Source organism: Mycobacterium sp. 012931, assembly GCF_000419295.1.
Taxonomy (GTDB): Bacteria; Actinomycetota; Actinomycetes; order Mycobacteriales; family Mycobacteriaceae; genus Mycobacterium; species Mycobacterium marinum.
The window spans coordinates 3,721,305-3,738,451 of sequence record NZ_AOPX01000001.1 but is presented as its reverse complement, the minus strand read 5'-3'; the positions used below and the strand labels follow the sequence as shown (position 1 = coordinate 3,738,451).

Annotated in this window: 12 protein-coding genes and 1 pseudogene; 6 read left to right on the top strand and 7 right to left on the bottom strand. The window is 65.1% G+C overall.

Translation table 11 applies throughout. The annotated features are described in order from the left end of the window. Nucleotides 1-467 precede the first annotated feature (467 nt). Nucleotides 468-1,334, bottom strand: a complete 867-nt coding sequence (locus tag MMSP_RS16490) for an NYN domain-containing protein (protein ID WP_015355411.1) — start codon at nt 1,332-1,334, stop codon at nt 468-470. Between the two features lie 271 nt (nt 1,335-1,605). On the opposite strand from MMSP_RS16490, the gene MMSP_RS16485 reads away from it, so the two are divergent. Then, the gene (locus MMSP_RS16485) at nt 1,606-3,051 is read left to right on the top strand and encodes a gamma-aminobutyraldehyde dehydrogenase (protein WP_012394333.1); all 1,446 of its coding nucleotides are present in this window, start codon (nt 1,606-1,608) and stop codon (nt 3,049-3,051) included. 57 nt (nt 3,052-3,108) lie between these two features. Here the strand turns inward: MMSP_RS16485 and MMSP_RS16480 are convergent, their stop codons facing one another. Next, on the bottom strand, nt 3,109-4,443 hold the full coding sequence (locus MMSP_RS16480) for a DUF1254 domain-containing protein (RefSeq protein WP_020787542.1): 1,335 nt from the start codon (nt 4,441-4,443) through the stop codon (nt 3,109-3,111). Nucleotides 4,444-4,583: 140 nt separating this feature from the next. Here MMSP_RS16480 and MMSP_RS16475 point away from each other — a divergent pair, with 140 nt between their 5' ends. Beyond that, on the top strand, nt 4,584-7,217 hold the full coding sequence (locus MMSP_RS16475) for an FHA domain-containing protein (protein WP_036426627.1): 2,634 nt from the start codon (nt 4,584-4,586) through the stop codon (nt 7,215-7,217). 33 nt (nt 7,218-7,250) lie between these two features. On the opposite strand, the gene MMSP_RS16470 is transcribed toward MMSP_RS16475, so the two are convergent. From MMSP_RS16470 to MMSP_RS16460, 3 genes are all read right to left on the bottom strand, one after another. Next, a complete protein-coding gene (locus tag MMSP_RS16470; RefSeq protein WP_011740986.1) occupies nt 7,251-7,766 on the bottom strand; it encodes a hypothetical protein in 516 nt (171 codons plus the stop codon). Between the two features lie 70 nt (nt 7,767-7,836). Then, nucleotides 7,837-8,778 carry a M48 family metallopeptidase gene (locus tag MMSP_RS16465; RefSeq protein ID WP_015355427.1) on the bottom strand — a complete coding sequence of 314 codons (942 nt, stop codon included), beginning with the start codon at nt 8,776-8,778 and terminating at the stop codon, nt 7,837-7,839. Between the two features lie 144 nt (nt 8,779-8,922). Continuing rightward, nucleotides 8,923-9,444: a GNAT family N-acetyltransferase gene (locus MMSP_RS16460; RefSeq protein WP_020787540.1), complete on the bottom strand. Its 522-nt coding sequence runs from the start codon at nt 9,442-9,444 to the stop codon at nt 8,923-8,925. 231 nt (nt 9,445-9,675) lie between these two features. Between MMSP_RS16460 and MMSP_RS16455 the strand changes: the two genes are divergently transcribed. Genes MMSP_RS16455 through MMSP_RS16445 form a run of 3 tightly spaced genes read left to right on the top strand, consistent with a single transcriptional unit; the run spans nt 9,676 to nt 13,398 of the window. Further along, the gene (locus MMSP_RS16455) at nt 9,676-11,322 is read left to right on the top strand and encodes a class I adenylate-forming enzyme family protein (RefSeq protein WP_036426624.1); all 1,647 of its coding nucleotides are present in this window, start codon (nt 9,676-9,678) and stop codon (nt 11,320-11,322) included. Next, entirely contained in the window at nt 11,309-12,082 is a 774-nt protein-coding gene (locus tag MMSP_RS16450; protein WP_020787538.1) for a class II aldolase/adducin family protein, read from the top strand. Before MMSP_RS16455 ends, MMSP_RS16450 begins: the two co-directional genes overlap by 14 nt. A 47-nt stretch (nt 12,083-12,129) precedes the next feature. Beyond that, nucleotides 12,130-13,398, top strand: a complete 1,269-nt coding sequence (locus MMSP_RS16445; RefSeq protein WP_020787537.1) for an amidohydrolase family protein — start codon at nt 12,130-12,132, stop codon at nt 13,396-13,398. Between the two features lie 58 nt (nt 13,399-13,456). On the opposite strand, the gene MMSP_RS16440 is transcribed toward MMSP_RS16445, so the two are convergent. Then, entirely contained in the window at nt 13,457-13,873 is a 417-nt protein-coding gene (locus MMSP_RS16440) for a CBS domain-containing protein (RefSeq protein WP_012394342.1), read from the bottom strand. Between the two features lie 167 nt (nt 13,874-14,040). Between MMSP_RS16440 and MMSP_RS16435 the strand changes: the two genes are divergently transcribed. Further along, the gene (locus MMSP_RS16435) at nt 14,041-14,991 is read left to right on the top strand and encodes an alpha/beta hydrolase (RefSeq protein ID WP_020787536.1); all 951 of its coding nucleotides are present in this window, start codon (nt 14,041-14,043) and stop codon (nt 14,989-14,991) included. On the opposite strand, the pseudogene MMSP_RS16430 reads toward MMSP_RS16435, so the two are convergent. Further along, a pseudogene (locus MMSP_RS16430) lies at nt 14,988-16,961 on the bottom strand (flavin-containing monooxygenase). The gene MMSP_RS16435 and the pseudogene MMSP_RS16430 sit on opposite strands and share 4 nt — an antisense overlap. Nucleotides 16,962-17,147: the final 186 nt, after the last annotated feature.

Here is a 17,147-nt window from a genome sequence, read left to right as displayed (position 1 = left end):
GGTATCTGCATGAATGCCGGTCCGCGGATCCGACAATTGCATGCGAAGCAAGCGATCGATTGTGGCCGATAATATCTGACACAGCAGCCGACATCGAGCCGGTATCCGGTCCTATTTCCAACATGCGGTCAGGGGTGTATCGCTCGAGATTGAGCGCACTGAAGTTCGGTCCGCGCGGGCAATCGTCGGTCCAGATCTACGGGCGTCCAAGCCTCGCCGGGTCCCCGTCTACCTGGTGCTATTCGGGTCGTCGTGGCGATGACGGAATCCGTCGCGATCAACGCATTGATCCCATTCACCTCGGTGTGCGCAGCGATTTGACGCACGCGTGGGATTGCTGTCGTTGGCAACTTCGGCCCTTCTTCGCCGGCATGATTGCCCCGCGACTTGTCCCGGCCACAACATGCCCGGCGCCGGAGCGGTCTTGCACCCGGAACCCCGCGCGAGGCGTACGCGCTGGGCACCCGTTAGGAATCGGCCTCGGTATGGAGTCGAACCAGTCGGGTGGTGCTGCTTTCATCGAGGTCCACCAGGTCGCTGCGGGAGCGCAGGAAGTCACTGAATGACTTGAAGCCGAGGGACTTTTCGCTGAACGATGGATCCATTCGCTTCATCTGGGCCTTGACCGCGGAGTTGTGCAGCCATTCGGCGTCGTCCTTCTCCTGCCCGATGCGCAGGGCGCGCTCGAGCAACCCGGTGGCGGCGGTTTGCGCGTCCGGTGGCGTCGGCTCGTCGCGATCGCCGGCGGTCGAGCGCCGGCTGCGCTTCTTGGCCGCGGGCGGGGGCAGGGTCGGTATCCCGGGCAGGGCGTCATAGGTGACGAACTCGTCGCAGGCGGCGGCCAACGACCCGCTGCTGGCACCCGCCACGCCGATCCCCACGACGTAACGTCCTAAGCGCTTGCAGCGCTGGGCAAGAGCGATGTAATCGGAGTCGCCGCCGACGATCACCACGTGCGTCAGATCGGGTAGCCGAAACATGTCCTCGACCGCATCGACGGCTAGTCGAATATCGGCCCCGTTCTTGCCATAGGAGGCGGCTGGGAACAATTGGACCAGGTCAACCGCGCGGCCCACCAACTGGCCGTGGTAGCCAGCATTGACGTCGGCGGACCAGTCCGCATAGGCGCGGGTGAGTACCAGTGTGCCGAACGAGGAGGCGAAGTCGATGATCGCACCCAGATCGACGGTCGCCAGCTGCAATCGTTCTTGTTCCAGACCCTTGGATTTGTCCCGGTGGAACGTGTTTCGGCCGTGGACTTGCTCGTAGCGCGAGATGACGATGTTGTCGAAGTCGAAGTAGACCGCCACCCGGGAGGTGCTGGAGTCGGTCATGTAGCGGGTGTCGTCTGTGACTCGGGCAAGTCAGCTGCTGGGAGAAATGCGACCATCCGGTTATCGTGCCCCTCGAAGTGCGACGCCATCAAGCCGGCTGCCGCCGGATCGCGGCCCCAACGCCCCAGACCGGCATGGTCCAGGACGTTTGAGAGAGATATTGGCGGCACAAATTCCCACCAGGGCCCCGGGAGGGCCTCTGACCCAGGGCTCCGGCGTTCCCTGCGGTCCGGACCAACATCATTGAGCGCTACTCGTAGAACGGGACACCATGGTGGAAAAGAAGGTTTTTCACAACATCATTGGCGGAGAAATTCAGGCAACGCCGGACGGAAACACGATGGATATCGTCAACCCGTCGACGGGCGAAGTCTATGCATCGGCGCCGAATTCCTCTGGCAAAGATGTCGATGACGCGTTTACCGCGGCGGCCAAGGCGTTCGAGTCGTGGCGTTGGTCCACCCCCAGCGAACGGCAGCGTGCGCTGCTGCGGCTCGCCGACCTCATCGAGGACAACGCCGAGGAACTTGTCGCGCTCGAGTGCGAGAACACGGGCAAGCCAATCTCGTTGACCATGTCGGAGGAAATTCCGCCGATGGTTGATCAGATCCGGTTCTTCGCCGGCGCGGCGCGGGTTCTGGAAGGCCGCTCACAGGGCGAATACATGCGTGGGCACACGTCGTCGATTCGACGGGAGCCGGTGGGCCCGGTTGCCCAGGTAGCGCCCTGGAATTACCCGATGATGATGGCGGTGTGGAAGTTTGCCCCGGCGCTGGCCGCCGGCTGCACCGTGGTACTCAAGCCTTCGGACACCACGCCCGCGTCGTCCTACTGGATGGTCGAGAAGATGCAGGAGATCTTCCCGCCCGGGGTGTGCAACCTGGTGTGCGGCGACCGCGACACCGGTGCGGCACTGGTGGCGCACCCGGTGCCACAGCTGGTGTCGATCACCGGCTCCACCAGGGCAGGTATGGCGGTGGCGGCCAGCGCGGCCAACGACCTCAAACGTGCGCATCTCGAGCTGGGCGGCAAGGCGCCGGTAGTCATCTTCAATGACGCCGACATCGCGGCGGCGGTGGAGGGACTTACCGCGGCAGGCTATTTCAACGCGGGCCAGGATTGCACCGCCGCCACTCGGCTGATCATCCAGGACGGCATCTACGACGAGTTCCTGTCGGCGATGGCCGAGTCGGTGGCCGGCACCAGGACGGGCTATGACCCCGCGGATGAGGACATCTTGTTTGGTCCCATCAACAACAGCAACCAGATGCGCCACATCGATGGCCTGGTGTCCCGTGCGCCGGCGCACGCTCGAATTCTTGCCGGCGGCAAGCAGAAAGACTGCGCGGGCTTCTTCTACGAGCCCACGTTGATTGTCGACCTGCAACAGGACGACGAATTGATTCAGACCGAGATCTTCGGCCCGGTCGTCACCGCGCAGCGTTTCAGCGACGAGCAGCAGGCCCTGTCTTTCGCCAACGGCACCGAATACGGTCTCGCATCCTCGGTGTGGACCAAGGACGTCGACACCGCCGCACGCATGGGAGCACGGCTGGACTTCGGGTGTGTGTGGATCAACACCCATATTCCGCTGGTTGCCGAGATGCCGCACGGCGGTTTCAAGCACTCCGGCTACGGCAAGGACCTGTCCATGTACGGGTTCGAGGACTACACCCGGATCAAGCACGTGATGCACTATCACGGATTCGAGGGCTAGACACCGCCGCAGCCGCGGCGGCACCTCCGGGCGCCAAGGCCACGGCCGATGTTTGAGTCAGGCCTTGCGCACCGGGGGTGGCGACCATTCGTCGGCGACCACCTCGGGCCTCGGCGCGTACAGCCGCATGGTCACGCCCAGCGGGCCCAACGGGGCCGGGAGCCAGTTCGACTGGCGCTCGGGACCGGGGTCGGTGTGCGCGAGATAGAGGTCCAATGAGCCGTCGTCGTTGTAGCGCAGCTCGTCACGGTCGCCGATGGCGAATCGGTTCAGCTCGTTGGCCACTTGAAAGCCTTCGGCGTCATACATCGTGACCGACCAGAATGCGTCCACCGGGGGCAGCTTGTCCGCGTCGAAGTGGATGACGTAGTCGTGTTCGCCGGCCAGCGGATCTCCGTGCTCGTCGGTGGCGAGGAACGGATATACGGCGTCCTCGGCGGGGTTGGCTCCCAGACCGATGAGGGCCACCACCGCGCGCCGTAGGTAGTTGTTGCCGTAGACGCCCATGCTCTCGGTCAGGCTGATCCAGCCGTCGACGTTGGCCCCAAGCTTGGTGGCGCTCTTGAGGATGTCGTTGAGCGCATCGCTTCTGCCGCGCTCGAGCTCTGCCACTTGGTCCGCGTCGAACCGGCTCGCATCGAACGGGCTTCCCGCTTCGATGCCGAGGTTGGCCAGCCGGGCCAGCACGGAGTAGTCGGTCGGGTGTGGTGGATTGACGCACAGCAGATCGGCCGCATAGGAGAGGTAGTCCAGCGCGGCCATGCCGTTGACGATTCTGGGCGGCTCGGTAGTCAGGTCAAAGTCTGGTCGCTTGTCTCCCGCACTGGCCTGCGCACCGCTGCCGAGCTCAGTGAGGGAGTAGCCGTCCTGTACCCGGTGAACGGCCGGGTAGTCGGCCGGCCCGTTGGTCTGGGTGCGGCCGATGATCCAGACAAACGGTGTCGGCGCGGCCACGACCGTGGTTGGGCGCGGTTGTTCGCCGCTTTCGCCGCTTTCGCCCTGGTAGCCAGGGCCGGCGATCACGAGATCAAGTGGACCCGTCCCGCTGGTGCGCTTGCCGGGATTGGCGAAAACGTCTGTCCACATGTCCAGCATCGGCAGCATGTAGTAGCGATCGTCGGTGTCCGCCGACTGCAGGCGGACCGGACCGTTGCGCAGGTCCAGCCAGGCCGAGGAGTACAGCGTGTCGAAGTTGGGCCGCACCACCGCGCGGAAGTCGGCCGACGGGAACGCCCGCATGTGCGAGAAGTGATTGGGCGGGCCGGCGCCGGGGCCGGTGCCGGGTGCCGCGTTGAGGGCCTGCAGTCGCGTCACATCCATCATGACCAACGGATAGAAGTAGATGAATGCTTCGTAGCTGAGCGTTCGCAGGCCACTGGACAAGGTGCTCACGATCTTTCCTCCGGGAGGCTCCGTAGACCGACCATATGACGTGCCGTGTGAAATGTCATTGGCCGCGGCGGATCGGCGCGGCTAACACATATCCGCGCCCTGTTCTGCCCGGAGCGCCGGTGCCAGTACAGTTGGTCCCGATGACCCAAACAGCCGCCCCGCCGGTGCTGACCGTGCGGTACAACGGAGCTGAGCGCACCTTCGCCGCAGGCCACGACGTAGTCATTGGCCGTGATTTGCGGGCAGACGTCCGCGTCGCGGACCCGCTGATCTCACGGGTGCATCTGCTGCTGCGCTTCGATCAAGGCCGATGGATCGCCATTGACAATGGCAGTCTCAACGGGCTCTACATCAACAACCGGCGAGTACCGGTTGTCGACATCCAAGATGGCCAGCGGGTCAACATCGGCAACCCGGATGGTCCGGCGCTGGACTTCGGAGTCGGCCGCCGTCAGCAAGGTTCGGTCGGGCGCCCACCGCCAACCGCGGTCATGCAGGTGCCCCCGCCCATGCCCAGCGGGGCATGGCCCAGCCAGGCACCCCCGCAAACCGGCTCGCACCGGCCCGTTCCGCCGCAGCCGGCCCCGCCGACCACGCGGATGCCGGCTCAACCTCCCAGCGGACCGCAGCACGTGCAGCCGTCGGCCCAGCAACCGCAATACCCCAGCGGCCCGCAGACGTCGCGGTCGCAAACCGGCGCTCAGCCGGCCCCGCAGATATACCGGCCGCCGGCCGCGAGCCCGGCGCCCCCGGCCCCCCTCGTGGTCGGGCGCGCGCCCGGCGAAACCGGCAACATCGCCACCTCGATGATGAAGATTCTGCGTCCGGGCAGGGCGGCGGGCGAATTACCGCCGGGCGCGGTGACGATCGGCCGCGCCGACGACAACGACATCGTCATTCCCGAGGTGCTGGCGTCGCGTCACCACGCCACCCTGATCCCGACACCGCAGGGCACCGAGATCCGGGACAACCGCAGCATCAACGGCACATTCGTCAACGGTGCCAGGGTCGAGGCGGCACTGCTGCACGACGGCGACGTCGTCACGATCGGCAACATCGACCTCATTTTCGCCAATGGTGCGCTGGCCCGCCGCGAAGAGAGCCTGCTCGAGACGCGCACCGGGGGCCTTGACGTGCACGGGGTGACGTGGACGATCGAGGGCAACAAGACACTGCTGGACAACATCTCGTTGGCGGCACGCCCGGGGATGCTCACCGCGGTCATCGGCCCGTCCGGTGCTGGCAAATCAACTTTCGCCAGGCTGGTCGCCGGGTACACGCACCCGACCAACGGCACGGTGACTTTTGAAGGCCACAACATTCATGCCGAATACGCCTCCCTGCGCAGCAGGATCGGCATGGTGCCGCAAGACGACGTGGTCCACGGTCAACTGACGGTCCGGCAGGCGTTGATGTATGCGGCCGAACTGCGGCTGCCGCCGGACACCACCAAGGAGGACCGCGAACAGGTGGTCGCCCGGGTCCTCGAAGAGCTGGAGATGTCCAAGCACCTCGAGACGCGGGTCGACAAACTGTCGGGAGGTCAGCGCAAACGTGCATCGGTGGCCCTCGAACTGCTGACGGGACCGTCGCTGCTGATCCTGGATGAGCCCACATCCGGTCTGGATCCGGCGTTGGACCGGCAGGTCATGACCATGCTGCGGCAGTTGGCCGACGCCGGTCGTGTGGTGCTGGTTGTCACTCACTCACTGACCTACCTCGATGTCTGCGATCAGGTTCTGTTGCTGGCACCGGGCGGCAAGACAGCGTTCTGCGGGCCGCCCAGCCAGATCGGTCCGGCCATGGGGACGACCAACTGGGCCGACATCTTCAGCACGGTCGCCGACGACCCAGAGGGGGCCCAGGCGCGCTACTTGGCGCAAACGGGGCCACCCCCGCCAGCGCCGCCGGTGGAGCGTCCAGGGGAGCTGGGTGGCGACCCGTCGCACACCAGCCTGTTCCGCCAGTTCTCCACCATCGCCAGACGCCAGATGCGGCTGATCATCTCGGACCGGGGCTATTTCATCTTCCTGGCGATATTGCCGTTCGTCATGGGCTCGCTGTCGATGTCGGTACCCGGGGACGTCGGCTTCGGCATGCCCAATCCGATGGGGAACGCACCCAACGAGCCGGGCCAGATTCTGGTGTTGCTCAATGTCGGTGCGGTCTTCATGGGGACCGCGCTGACAATCCGAGATCTCATCGGCGAGCGGGCCATCTTCCGGCGCGAACAGGCAGTCGGCCTGTCCACCACCGCGTACCTGCTGGCGAAGATCTGCGTCTACACGGTGTTTGCGGTCGTTCAATCGGCGATTGTCACCATCATCGTGCTGATCGGCAAGGGCGGTCCCACCCAGGGCGCCGTGGCGCTGGGCAAACCTGGGCTCGAACTGTTCGCCGACGTCGCCGCCACCTGCGTCGCTTCAGCGATGCTCGGACTGGCGCTATCGGCGGTGGCCAAGTCGAACGAACAGATCATGCCGCTGCTGGTGGTCGCGGTGATGTCGCAGCTGGTGTTCTCCGGCGGCATGATTCCCGTCACCGACCGCCTGGGGTTGGACCAGATGTCCTGGGCCACACCGGCACGATGGGGATTTGCCACCTCGGCCTCGACCGTCGACCTGATCAAACTCGTGCCCGGTCCGCTGACTCCGAAGGATTCGCACTGGCATCACACGGCTGGTGCCTGGTGGTTTGACATGGCCATGCTCGCGTTCATCAGCTTGTGCTACGTCAGCTTCGTGCGGTGGAAGATTCGCCTCAAGGGCGGGTGATCGGCCGCGGGGTCGGGTTCCTGGCGAACCCGCCTAGCGTGGATCCAGTGGTTGGTGGCGCTTGCACAACGCCGTGTAATGCAAGACCAGCGCGGTGACCACGCCATATCCGAGGTGCGGGACCAGATCACTGATCCAGCCGACGAGGCCCCAGGTCCTGGGGTCGGTCACCCCGAGCAGGGTCATCGGTCCGTTGGTACCCACCAGGGCGAGGGCTGTTGCGACCAGCATGGCCACCAGCAACCGCGGCCGCCAACCCAGGCCGTAGGCAAGCCCAAGAACCAGGCCCATCCCAATCCCGGCCGCGTAGCCGGTCAGCGCGCCGAGACCGGCGACGCGGTTGGCCAGCACGTCCCCAGTACCCGGAACCGTCAGGTGCAGCAATCGCGCCATGGCATTGACGGTGTCTTCCGGGGTCGTACTGGTGGAGCGGCCCCGCACCGCGATGTCCAGGTAGGCGATCACATTGAGCGCGGTGGTGCCGGCGGCGCCGGCGATCGCTCCGCTGGCCAGTCCCGCCCCCACCTGGCCCATCGATATGGATCGCACTGCCGCTGCCTACTGCGTCGCCGGACCGGATGATTCCCGTGCCCAGGCTATTGAACGCGAGGCTGGGGGACTACCTGGCCCATCCGCCGTCGCCGGGGACCGCCCAGGCCGTCGGCGGCACCGGGGCCGGCTGTTTGGGCCGGAAGAACAGCGAACCCGCAACCATGCGGTTGCGCAGCGCGGCTGCGCGCCAGGTGTTCACCGGATGCGAGGACACCATGTTGGCCAGCCAGACGAAGAACCCGGTCTCGGACCCGGCCCGGTCGGCCATGCCGTCGAAATCCACCGACCGGAGCAGATACTTTCCGGCACTGAGCACACCGATGGCCTTGCGGGCACCTGCGGGACGGAACGCGTAGCCGTAGTTGTCGGCGGTGTACTCCATCGACCGTGACAGCGTCGGCCCCAACAGCGGAACGCGCATCGCAAGTTGCATCAGCTGGCGCCAGTACGAGGCATGCCCGGCCGCGAGATGGCCGACCTCATGGCCGATGATGAAGGCGAGCGCCTCGGGGTCGCGGGCTTGACCGCCGATTTCGAACAGGTCGCTGTACACCACGACGTAGCGGCGAAAGCCGTGCCCGCTGGAGAAGGCGTTGATCAGCCCGTTGCCCAGCACCACGTAGGCGTCGGGAACCTCGCTGAGCCCGAACCGGCGGGCCGCCTCGACGACGAGCCAGTAGCCTTCGGCGAACTGGGTCGGTGACATCTTGACGCCGTTGGCGCGCTGCTTGCCGTAGGTCAGCCCGCGCAGCGCGAACAGCACGATCGGCGTGGCCACGATGGAAATCCAGAGCAGGCTGGACTTGCCCGACAGCACCACGGCGGCCGCGACCAGGTAGAGCAGCACGCTGGACACGATGACCAGCACCAGTAGCCCGATTTCCCACGGGTGGCGTCTGGGGTGCTCCAGGTACCCGGTGGGACCCGGGGGCGATCCCGATGGGGTGCCGTAGAACGAGGCGGGCAAGTGCGGGTAGGGGTGGCCTGGCGGCGATTCCACAATGGCCATGGGTGGTCTCGGGCTCCACGCTGTGGTCGATCGGTTCTGGTCGACTGCACCTTGCCGCTCGGTCCTTGGAGGATTCTTGGTAACTCCTTGGCGACACGAAACCGCAGATCAGCCACCGGGCGACCGCCACGGTGAGGTCAGGATTCAGCTCTGGGATCTCGAGCGGTGCAGCGTGAAGCCAATCTGCGGTATGACCAGGACCCCGGGTACCAGCGTCCAGGCGAATGAACGGCCATCGAGCTGGAAGCCGTTCTTCTGATAGAACCGTCGCGCTCGATAGTTCTTCTCGGCACACCACAAGACCGCGTCATGTGACGGCGCCGAGTTGAGCGCATTGGCAAGCAGCAGGCCGCCGATGCCCCGGCGATCATTGCCGGCGGCGACGTAGAGCGAGTCGATCTCCAGCTGATCCGGATTGTCGGGCTCCGGCCCGAAAATGCTCATCCCGACGATCTGGCCGCCCGACTCGGCTAGCCACATGGACCAGCCGGCTCTGGCGAGCCTGCGCGGGTACTCCTCGTCGATCCACTCCTGCCAATCGAACAGATCGAGGGTTTCGGGCGTCATGATGCCGCGGTAGGAAAGCCGCCAGCTCGGATAGTGCATCTGCGCGACGTTGTGGTAGTCCGCCGGCTCAGCTTGCCGGATCGAGATACCGTCGGGCATCTCCGTCACGCTTGCTCCCATGGTTTGTCTGAGCCACGGACAATACTGCCCGCTACCGTCTTCGACCCGACTTTCGCGCGCAGTTGCACGATTACGGGTTTGGGGGAGAGTAGCGCAGCGTCCGAGGGACACCTGGCGAACGGGGTATCTCGATTGTCTCCTGGGTGCGGGGCCGACACCAACCGTCGCGGGTCGGTGTGGAGCGGCACGTTATTTTCCTATCATTTGGTTATGGCTGTCGGTCGGCGCGATATGGCGGGATCTCCGGCATTCAGCACCCAGGAGGCGATCCGCTACCACGCCGCAGGCTGGTGGTCCGACTCGACGCTATCGGACGCGGTAAGACGAAACGCCGAAGGCTCGCCGCATCATGCCGCCTATATCGACTACCCGGCGTCACTGCTAACGTGGAGTGAATTCGACTGTGCGGCAACAAGTCTAGCCGAACAGCTGGCCGGAGCTGGCGTGCTGCCCGGCGGCCGGGTGGCGGTATGGCACGGCGACTGCGCCGCGCTACATGCGTTGTTCATCGCCATCGAGCGCTGTGGCGCCGTGGTGGTGGGCATCGGTGCACGCGCCGGTGTCCGGGAAGCCACCCAGATATTGCGCGCCGCGCAGGTCAAGCTCCTGGTCAGCGACGCCCCGCGCAGCGCCGCCGCGACCGAGGTGAGCGCACAGCTTCCGGTGCCCTCGGGTGTCTTGGTGCGCGAGGGTAAAACGCTGCGCTTCGACGGTAAGCCGGTGCCGGTGGCGCCCGAAAATGGGCTCGAAAGCGAGCTCGGAAACGAGCGACGCCTCGGTCCCGATGATGTGTTCCTGATCAACTCCACCTCGGGCACCACGGGGGCACCCAAATGTGTGGTGCATACCCAGAACCGTTGGCACTACTTTCATCAGCACGCGGTCGCCAATGGCATGTTGACGCCGCAGGACGTAGTCCTGCCGGTGATTCCCATGCCCTTCGGATTCGGCATCTGGACCAGCCACACCACACCCATTTACCTGGGGGCCAGCGCGGTGATTCTGGATCGGTTCACGACGCTGGCCGCATGTGAGGCAATCGCTCGGCACCGGGTCACGGTGTTGTGCTGTGTCAGTACTCAATTGACGATGCTCATGGCCGACCACTGGTGCCGGGCCTATGATCTGAGTTCGCTGCGGGTCGTCTTCGCCGGCGGCGAGGCGTTGCCGTACCGGCGCGCCACTGAGTTCGAGGATCTCACCGGCGCAGCCATTCTGCAGTTCTATGGCTCCAACGAGACCGGATTGCTCAGTGCGACCACCTTGCGCGACTCGCGGGAGCGTCGCCTCAGGACGGGTGGGCGGGTTGTTCCGGAAATGTCGGTGCGGCTTTTCGACGGGGACCGTGACGTCACCGCGTCGGGCCGGGGCCAGCCTGGGTGCCGCGGACCGGCGACCAGCCTCGGCTATCTGGGCGGAACCGATCACGAGAAGTTGTTCACCCGGGACGGGTGGATGCGCATGGGTGATATCTGCGAGATCGATCCGGACGGCTATCTGACCGTCACCGGCCGGACCTCGGACTTCATCTTGCGCGGCGGAAAGAACATCAGCGCCGGTCAGGTCGAGGATGCGGCGCTGACCCACCCGGCCGTCGCGATCGTTGCGGCGGTGTCGATGCCCGATCCGGTTTTCGGGGAGAAGGTCTGCCTCTACGTCGAGCTCGCCGACTCGCAGCGCCTCGATCGAACCGAACTCGTCGAGCACCTCTTGGCGCTGGGGTATTCCAAAGAACTACTGCCCGAACGACTCGTCGTGGTCGACGAACTGCCTCGATCCTCCGGCGGCAAGATTGCCAAAGGGCAGCTTCGCGACGATATTCGAGCCAGGATGGAGGCCGAGCATGAACGTTCCTGACGCACGCCAAGGTGGCCTGCAGGTATGGGCGCCATCGGTGATTCCGCCGATCGGTGTGGAGCTATCCGATGCGCAGGCGCTCGCCGTTGCCTTCCGCCACCTCGCGGGCATCGGGTTCGCAGAGAACATGGCCGATCACATCACCTGGCAGCCCGACGGCCAAACCGACATGCTGGTCAATCCATGGGGGCTGTGGTGGCAGGAACTCACCGCCTCGGATATCTGCACGGTGGACGCCGACGCGCGGGTGGTCAAGGGCCGGTGGGACGTCACCCCCGCGATCCATATCCACACTCAGTTGCACCGAGTTCGCGACGATGCTCGCGTGGTCATCCACAACCACCCGTACTACGTGTGCGTCCTGGCGGCCCTGGGCCGGCTGCCGGACCTGGTGCACCAGACCGGATCGCTCTTCCTCGACGACATGTGCCTGGTCGAAAGCTATGACGGCGAAATCGACAGCGCCGCACGTGCGGCCGACCTCGCGGCACATATCGGAAGCGCGAACCTGACGATTCTGGCCAACCACGGCGTCATCGCCACCGGCCGCAATCTCGCCCAAGCCGTCTATCGCGCCGCGTCGATCGAACGAGTATGCAAGCTGGCCTACGACGTGATGCTCACCGGTGCAGAACCCACACAGATGAAATGGTCCGATATGGCCGGCATGCGTTCATCGCTGATCGAACGGGCTGCCGACGTCTATTGGGCGGGGGCGGCACGGATGACCATCAAGGCCGACCCGGCCGTACTGAGCTGAGCCCCGATGACCGCGAATCACCCAGCACTGCAGAGAGATTGCCGACGATGAAATCGATCGACGAACTGGCCAGCGACCTCAGCTTCACCACGGCGAAGACCGGCGCAGATCGCAGCGTCACTTTCTTGACGGATCCGCCCAGGGCGCGGCGCCGCTACACGGTGATTTCGGTGGACGATCACATCGTCGAACCGCCCGACACCTTCACCGGACGTCTGCCGCAGAGGTTCGCCGACCGCGCACCGCGAGTCGTCGAGACCGACGACGGCGGACAGGTGTGGGTCTACGACGGACAGGTACTGCCCATCGTCGGGTTCAACGCGGTGGTAGGGCGACCCGTCTCGGAATATGGCTTCGAGCCGGTGCGCTTTGACGAAATGCGAAGGGGTGCGTGGGATATTCATGAGCGCATCAAGGACATGGATCTCAATGGTGTCTACGCATCGCTGAACTTCCCGTCGTTTCTGCCGGGGTTTGCCGGCCAGCGGCTGCAGCAGGTGACCAAGGATCCCGAACTCGCCTGGGCCGCGGTGCGGGCCTGGAATGACTGGCACCTGGAAGCTTGGGCTGGACCATATCCGGAGCGGATCATTCCCTGCCAGCTGCCCTGGCTGCTGGATCCCAGTGCGGGCGCGCAGCTGATCCATGAGAACGCCGAGCGCGGATTTCGCGCCGTCAGCTTCAGCGAGAACCCCGCGATGCTCGGACTGCCGAGCATTCACTCGGGCCACTGGGACCCGATGATGGCGGCGTGCGCCGAGACCGGCACGGTGGTGAACCTACATATCGGATCGTCGGGTTCGTCCCCGTCGACCACCGATGACGCACCTGCGGATGTCCCGGGCGTGCTGTTCTTCGCCTACGCCATCTCCGGCGCCGTGGACTGGCTGTATTCCGGCCTGCCCAGCAGATTTCCGGATCTCAAGATCTGCCTGTCCGAGGGGGGAATCGGTTGGGTTGCCGGACTGCTCGATCGTCTCGACCACATGCTGAGCTATCACGAGATGTATGGCACTTGGCGGGCCATGGGCGAAAGCTTGACGCCGGCAGAGGTTTTCACGCGAAACTTCTGGTTCTGCGCGGTGGAGGACAAGTCCTCGTTCGTGCAGCATCATCGAATCGGTACGGAAAACATCATGGTGGAATCCGACTATCCGCACTGCGATTCGACCTGGCCGCACACCCAGCAGACCATGCATGAACAACTCGACGGACTGCCCGCCGACGTGATTCGCAAGATCACTTGGGAGAATGCGGCGCGGCTCTACCAGCACCCGGTACCGGTCGCCATCGCGCAGAATCCAGAGGCATTCTGAGGATTGTCACGGCCGATCCGGGCCGGCCGAGAACGACGCAGAGCCGCCGCGCACCGCCCTAGTCCGAGTCCAAAACGGCATCGGAGCAGTAGACGCCGAGCAGGTCACGAGCCGAGACGATCCCCGCCGGTATGCCATCGTGTTCCACCAGAACGTGGCGAATGTAGTGTTCCATCATCTGGTTCGCTACCTGATCGACGGTGGCGTCGGAGTCGCACCACACCAGTTTGGTGCTGGCAACGTCGAGGGCGGGCACCGTATTCGGATCCTTGCCGGTCGCTACTACGCGAACCACATCGCGTTCGCTCACCAGGGCGGCAGGCCGGTCGTCGTCCCCGATCACGATCGCTCCGACGTTGTCGGCGATCATCGCGTTGGCGACGTCGGCGACCGTGGCGTCAGCGACAACTCGCGCGACGGGGTCGCCGGTAACGGTGGAGATCGACAGCGATCCGGCACTAGGAAGGGTAGTCACCCACCTATGCTCACCTAGCCTCGTATGCACACTCAAGTGACTTGAGTCATTAATTCAGATGGCCTTGGGTAGCGGGCATGTCCGCCGATGGCCGCTAGGGTCGCCCGGGCCGCCGCCGGTACCGGTGTAGGCCCATGCGGACACCTCGATGTGCAATCGTATGGTGCATGCAAGCCCGTTCCGATGGTCCGCCGGCCTTCACCAAGCCCGACGCAATCGACCCCGCCTTGCGGGCGATCTCCCGGATCCTGCCGCGAGGCTATGGGTTGCATCGCGGCCTCAAGCTGCCACGTGCGCTGATGAAGCTGGCTGGGATTACTGGACGTCTGCGCGATGTGCCGGTGGTGGCCGTCAACGACGCGGTCAGCGTGCGATTGCACCGGCCAGCCGGATTGCCGGATCCGGGCCCGGCCCTGCTCTGGATCCACGGCGGCGGAACGGTCATGGGCAGCGCCGCTCAGGAGGATCAGTACTGCCGCAAGTTGTCTCATCTGGCGGGCGTCGCGGTGGCCGCGGTGGACTACCGGTTGGCGCCCGAGCACCCCTATCCGACCCCCGTCGAGGGCTGTTATGCGGCGTTGCTGTGGCTGCGCCAGCAGCAGTGGGTCGATCCGTCGCGGATCGCGGTGGCCGGTGCCAGTGCCGGCGATCTTTTCGCGGCCACGCTGGTTCAGCTGGCCTGCGACCGTGGTGATGTGGAACCGGTGCTGCAGATGTTGGTGTACCCCATGCTCGACGACCGCACCGGCTCCGGTCCGAACGGCCACAAGCGCATCATGTGGAGCGAGCGGGACAACCAACAGGCGTGGCAGTTGTATCTGGCCGGGGCAGACCCCAGCACGGCCGCACCGGCGCGACGTGCCGACCTGTCGAATCTGCCGCCGGCCTGGATCGGCGTCGGAACGCTGGACCTGTTTCATCAGGAATGCCTCGACTATGCCGCGCGCCTGCGCGACGCGGGTGTCGAGGTCCATGAGCAGATCGCCGACGGTGCCTTCCACGCATTCGATCTGTTGGCGCCGAATGCGCAGGTGTCATTGGGGTTCTTCGCCAGTCAGTGCCAGTTCCTGCGAACGCACCTGCACGCCGCCGTCAGCGACCAGCCTCAGGCCCCCTAGCGCCGAAACTCGTAGTGGTTGCGGTCGGGGCGGTTGGTCCAGTTCCAATAGTCCAGGATGCGCCAGGCGAACAGGGTGGGCACATCACCCGCCGCGTTCTTGTAGTAGCTGCTGCACACCGCAGGGCGGGTATAGACCATGGTCTCGAGCTGCCGCTGGCTGCGCTGGTTGTAGTCACTACACACCCCGTCTCGCAGCATCGCGTAGCGAGCCCCCTCGGACAGCACCATGTCGATACAGCCCAGGATGTAGCGCATTTGGCACTCGGAGTTGTAGATGATGCTGGCGCCGTTGACGGCGTTGGTACCCGGGCCGTACATGCAATGGAAGTTGGGGAAGCCGGGCACGCTGATGCCGAGATAGGCGTAGGCGGCGTCGCCCCACAGGTCGTTGAGCTCAACGCCGTCCAAGCCCCGAACGCGGATGGGCCCCAGTTGATGGTTGACGTCGAATCCGGTGGCCCAGATCAAGACGTCGGCCGGCCGGTACACACCGTCGCGGGTGATCACCCCGTGGGCGGTGATCTCGGCAACGCCCTCGCGGATGAGTTCGACATCGTCACGCTGCAGGGTTTTGAGCCATGCTCCGTTGTCCTGCAGGGTGCGTTTGCCCATCGGCGGATAGTTCGGCGTGACCTTCGCCAGCAGCTGTTCATCATCGGTGAAGGCCCGCATCCAGGCGATAAACAGCTCGCGGACTTGGTGATTGGCGGCACTGACCGACAAGCCGCCGTTCTCCCAGTCCGGGTCGATAACCGTCAGGTGGGCTGCACCGTCGGCGATCGGCCACCAGGTCACGAATCGCAGCCACCTGCCGTAGTAGGGGAGATGGCGCACCGCCCATTTGGCCGGATCGCTGACGGCCGCGTGGTAGTTGATGTTGGGCGCCATCCATTGCGCGGTGCGCTGGTAGACGTCGACCCGTTCGGTCATGTCGGCGATGGCGGGCACCAGCTGAAAACCGCTGGCGCCGGCTCCGATCACCGCGACCCGCTTGCCGGCGAGCTCAACGCGCTCGTCCCAATCGGCGGTGTGGAACGACGGACCGGCGAAATCCTTGCCGCCCTTGATGTCCGGGATCACCGGATTGCTGAACTGGCCGACCGCGCAGATGACCGCGCGTGCGCTGAGCACCTCGGCGCTGCCGTCGTGGCCGCGGATCCGCACCGCCCAGCTATCCGATTCGTCTTGCTAAGCGGCGCCGACAACTTCGGTGTTGAATCTGACATGCGGGGTGATCTCGTAGCGCTGGGCCACGTCATTGAGGTAGTTCAGGATCTCGGGCTGCTCGGAGTAGGAATGCGACCAATGGTCGTTGGGCTCGAACGAGTACGCGTAGTAATGGTTCGCGATGTCCACGCGGCAGCCCGGATATCGGTTGGCCCGCCACGTGCCCCCGACCCCAGCCTGCTTCTCGATGATCACAAACGGCAGACCGGCTTGCTTGAGTTTAATTCCGGCCAGTAGCCCCGCTTCGCCACAACCGATGACCAAGACTGGGAAACCACTGCGTTGACTTGGAGTGGATCGCAGCGGCGGGCCATCCTGGTCCGCGTCTGAGATCCGTAGATCCGCGGCAATGTAGTCGATGAACTCGTCGGTAACCTGACCGGCCGACGCCACGTCGAGCATGGTCTGCAGCTGGACCCGGTTCGGGAGGAACGGCGCCGGGCAGCCACGGTCGCGGTAGTCGCGCACCACCTCGAAGGCACGCTCGCGGACGGTCTGTTTGTCCTCTTCGCTCATGCCGCCCTGGATGTCCATGGCGATCAGCATCGACGGGCCCGGAAGTTCGTCGAGCAAGCCCAAATTGCCGGTCATGTGCACCATCGACATCAGCAGCGCCGGAGCGCTGGCCTCGGCGAGGGCGGCCCGAATGACATCGTCGGAATCGTGGAACGGCATGCCGGTCAACCGCGCGGGCCCCGCGGGTACGGCGGACGGTGCGTGGCCACAATCGGAGAAGGCCATTGACATCAAGATACGTACGGCCAGTCATCCATGGCCAGCCCCGGGCGGGGGTGCGGTCCAATGCCCGATCGGTGAGTGCGCGCGCCGGCGCCCCCGCGCGCCCCAAACCTACTCCCGCAGTGTGGTTCTCGGCTGGTCTCAAAGCGTCGGTCGATGCCCCGGTGCGCGGTGGCTGACCTCGGGCAC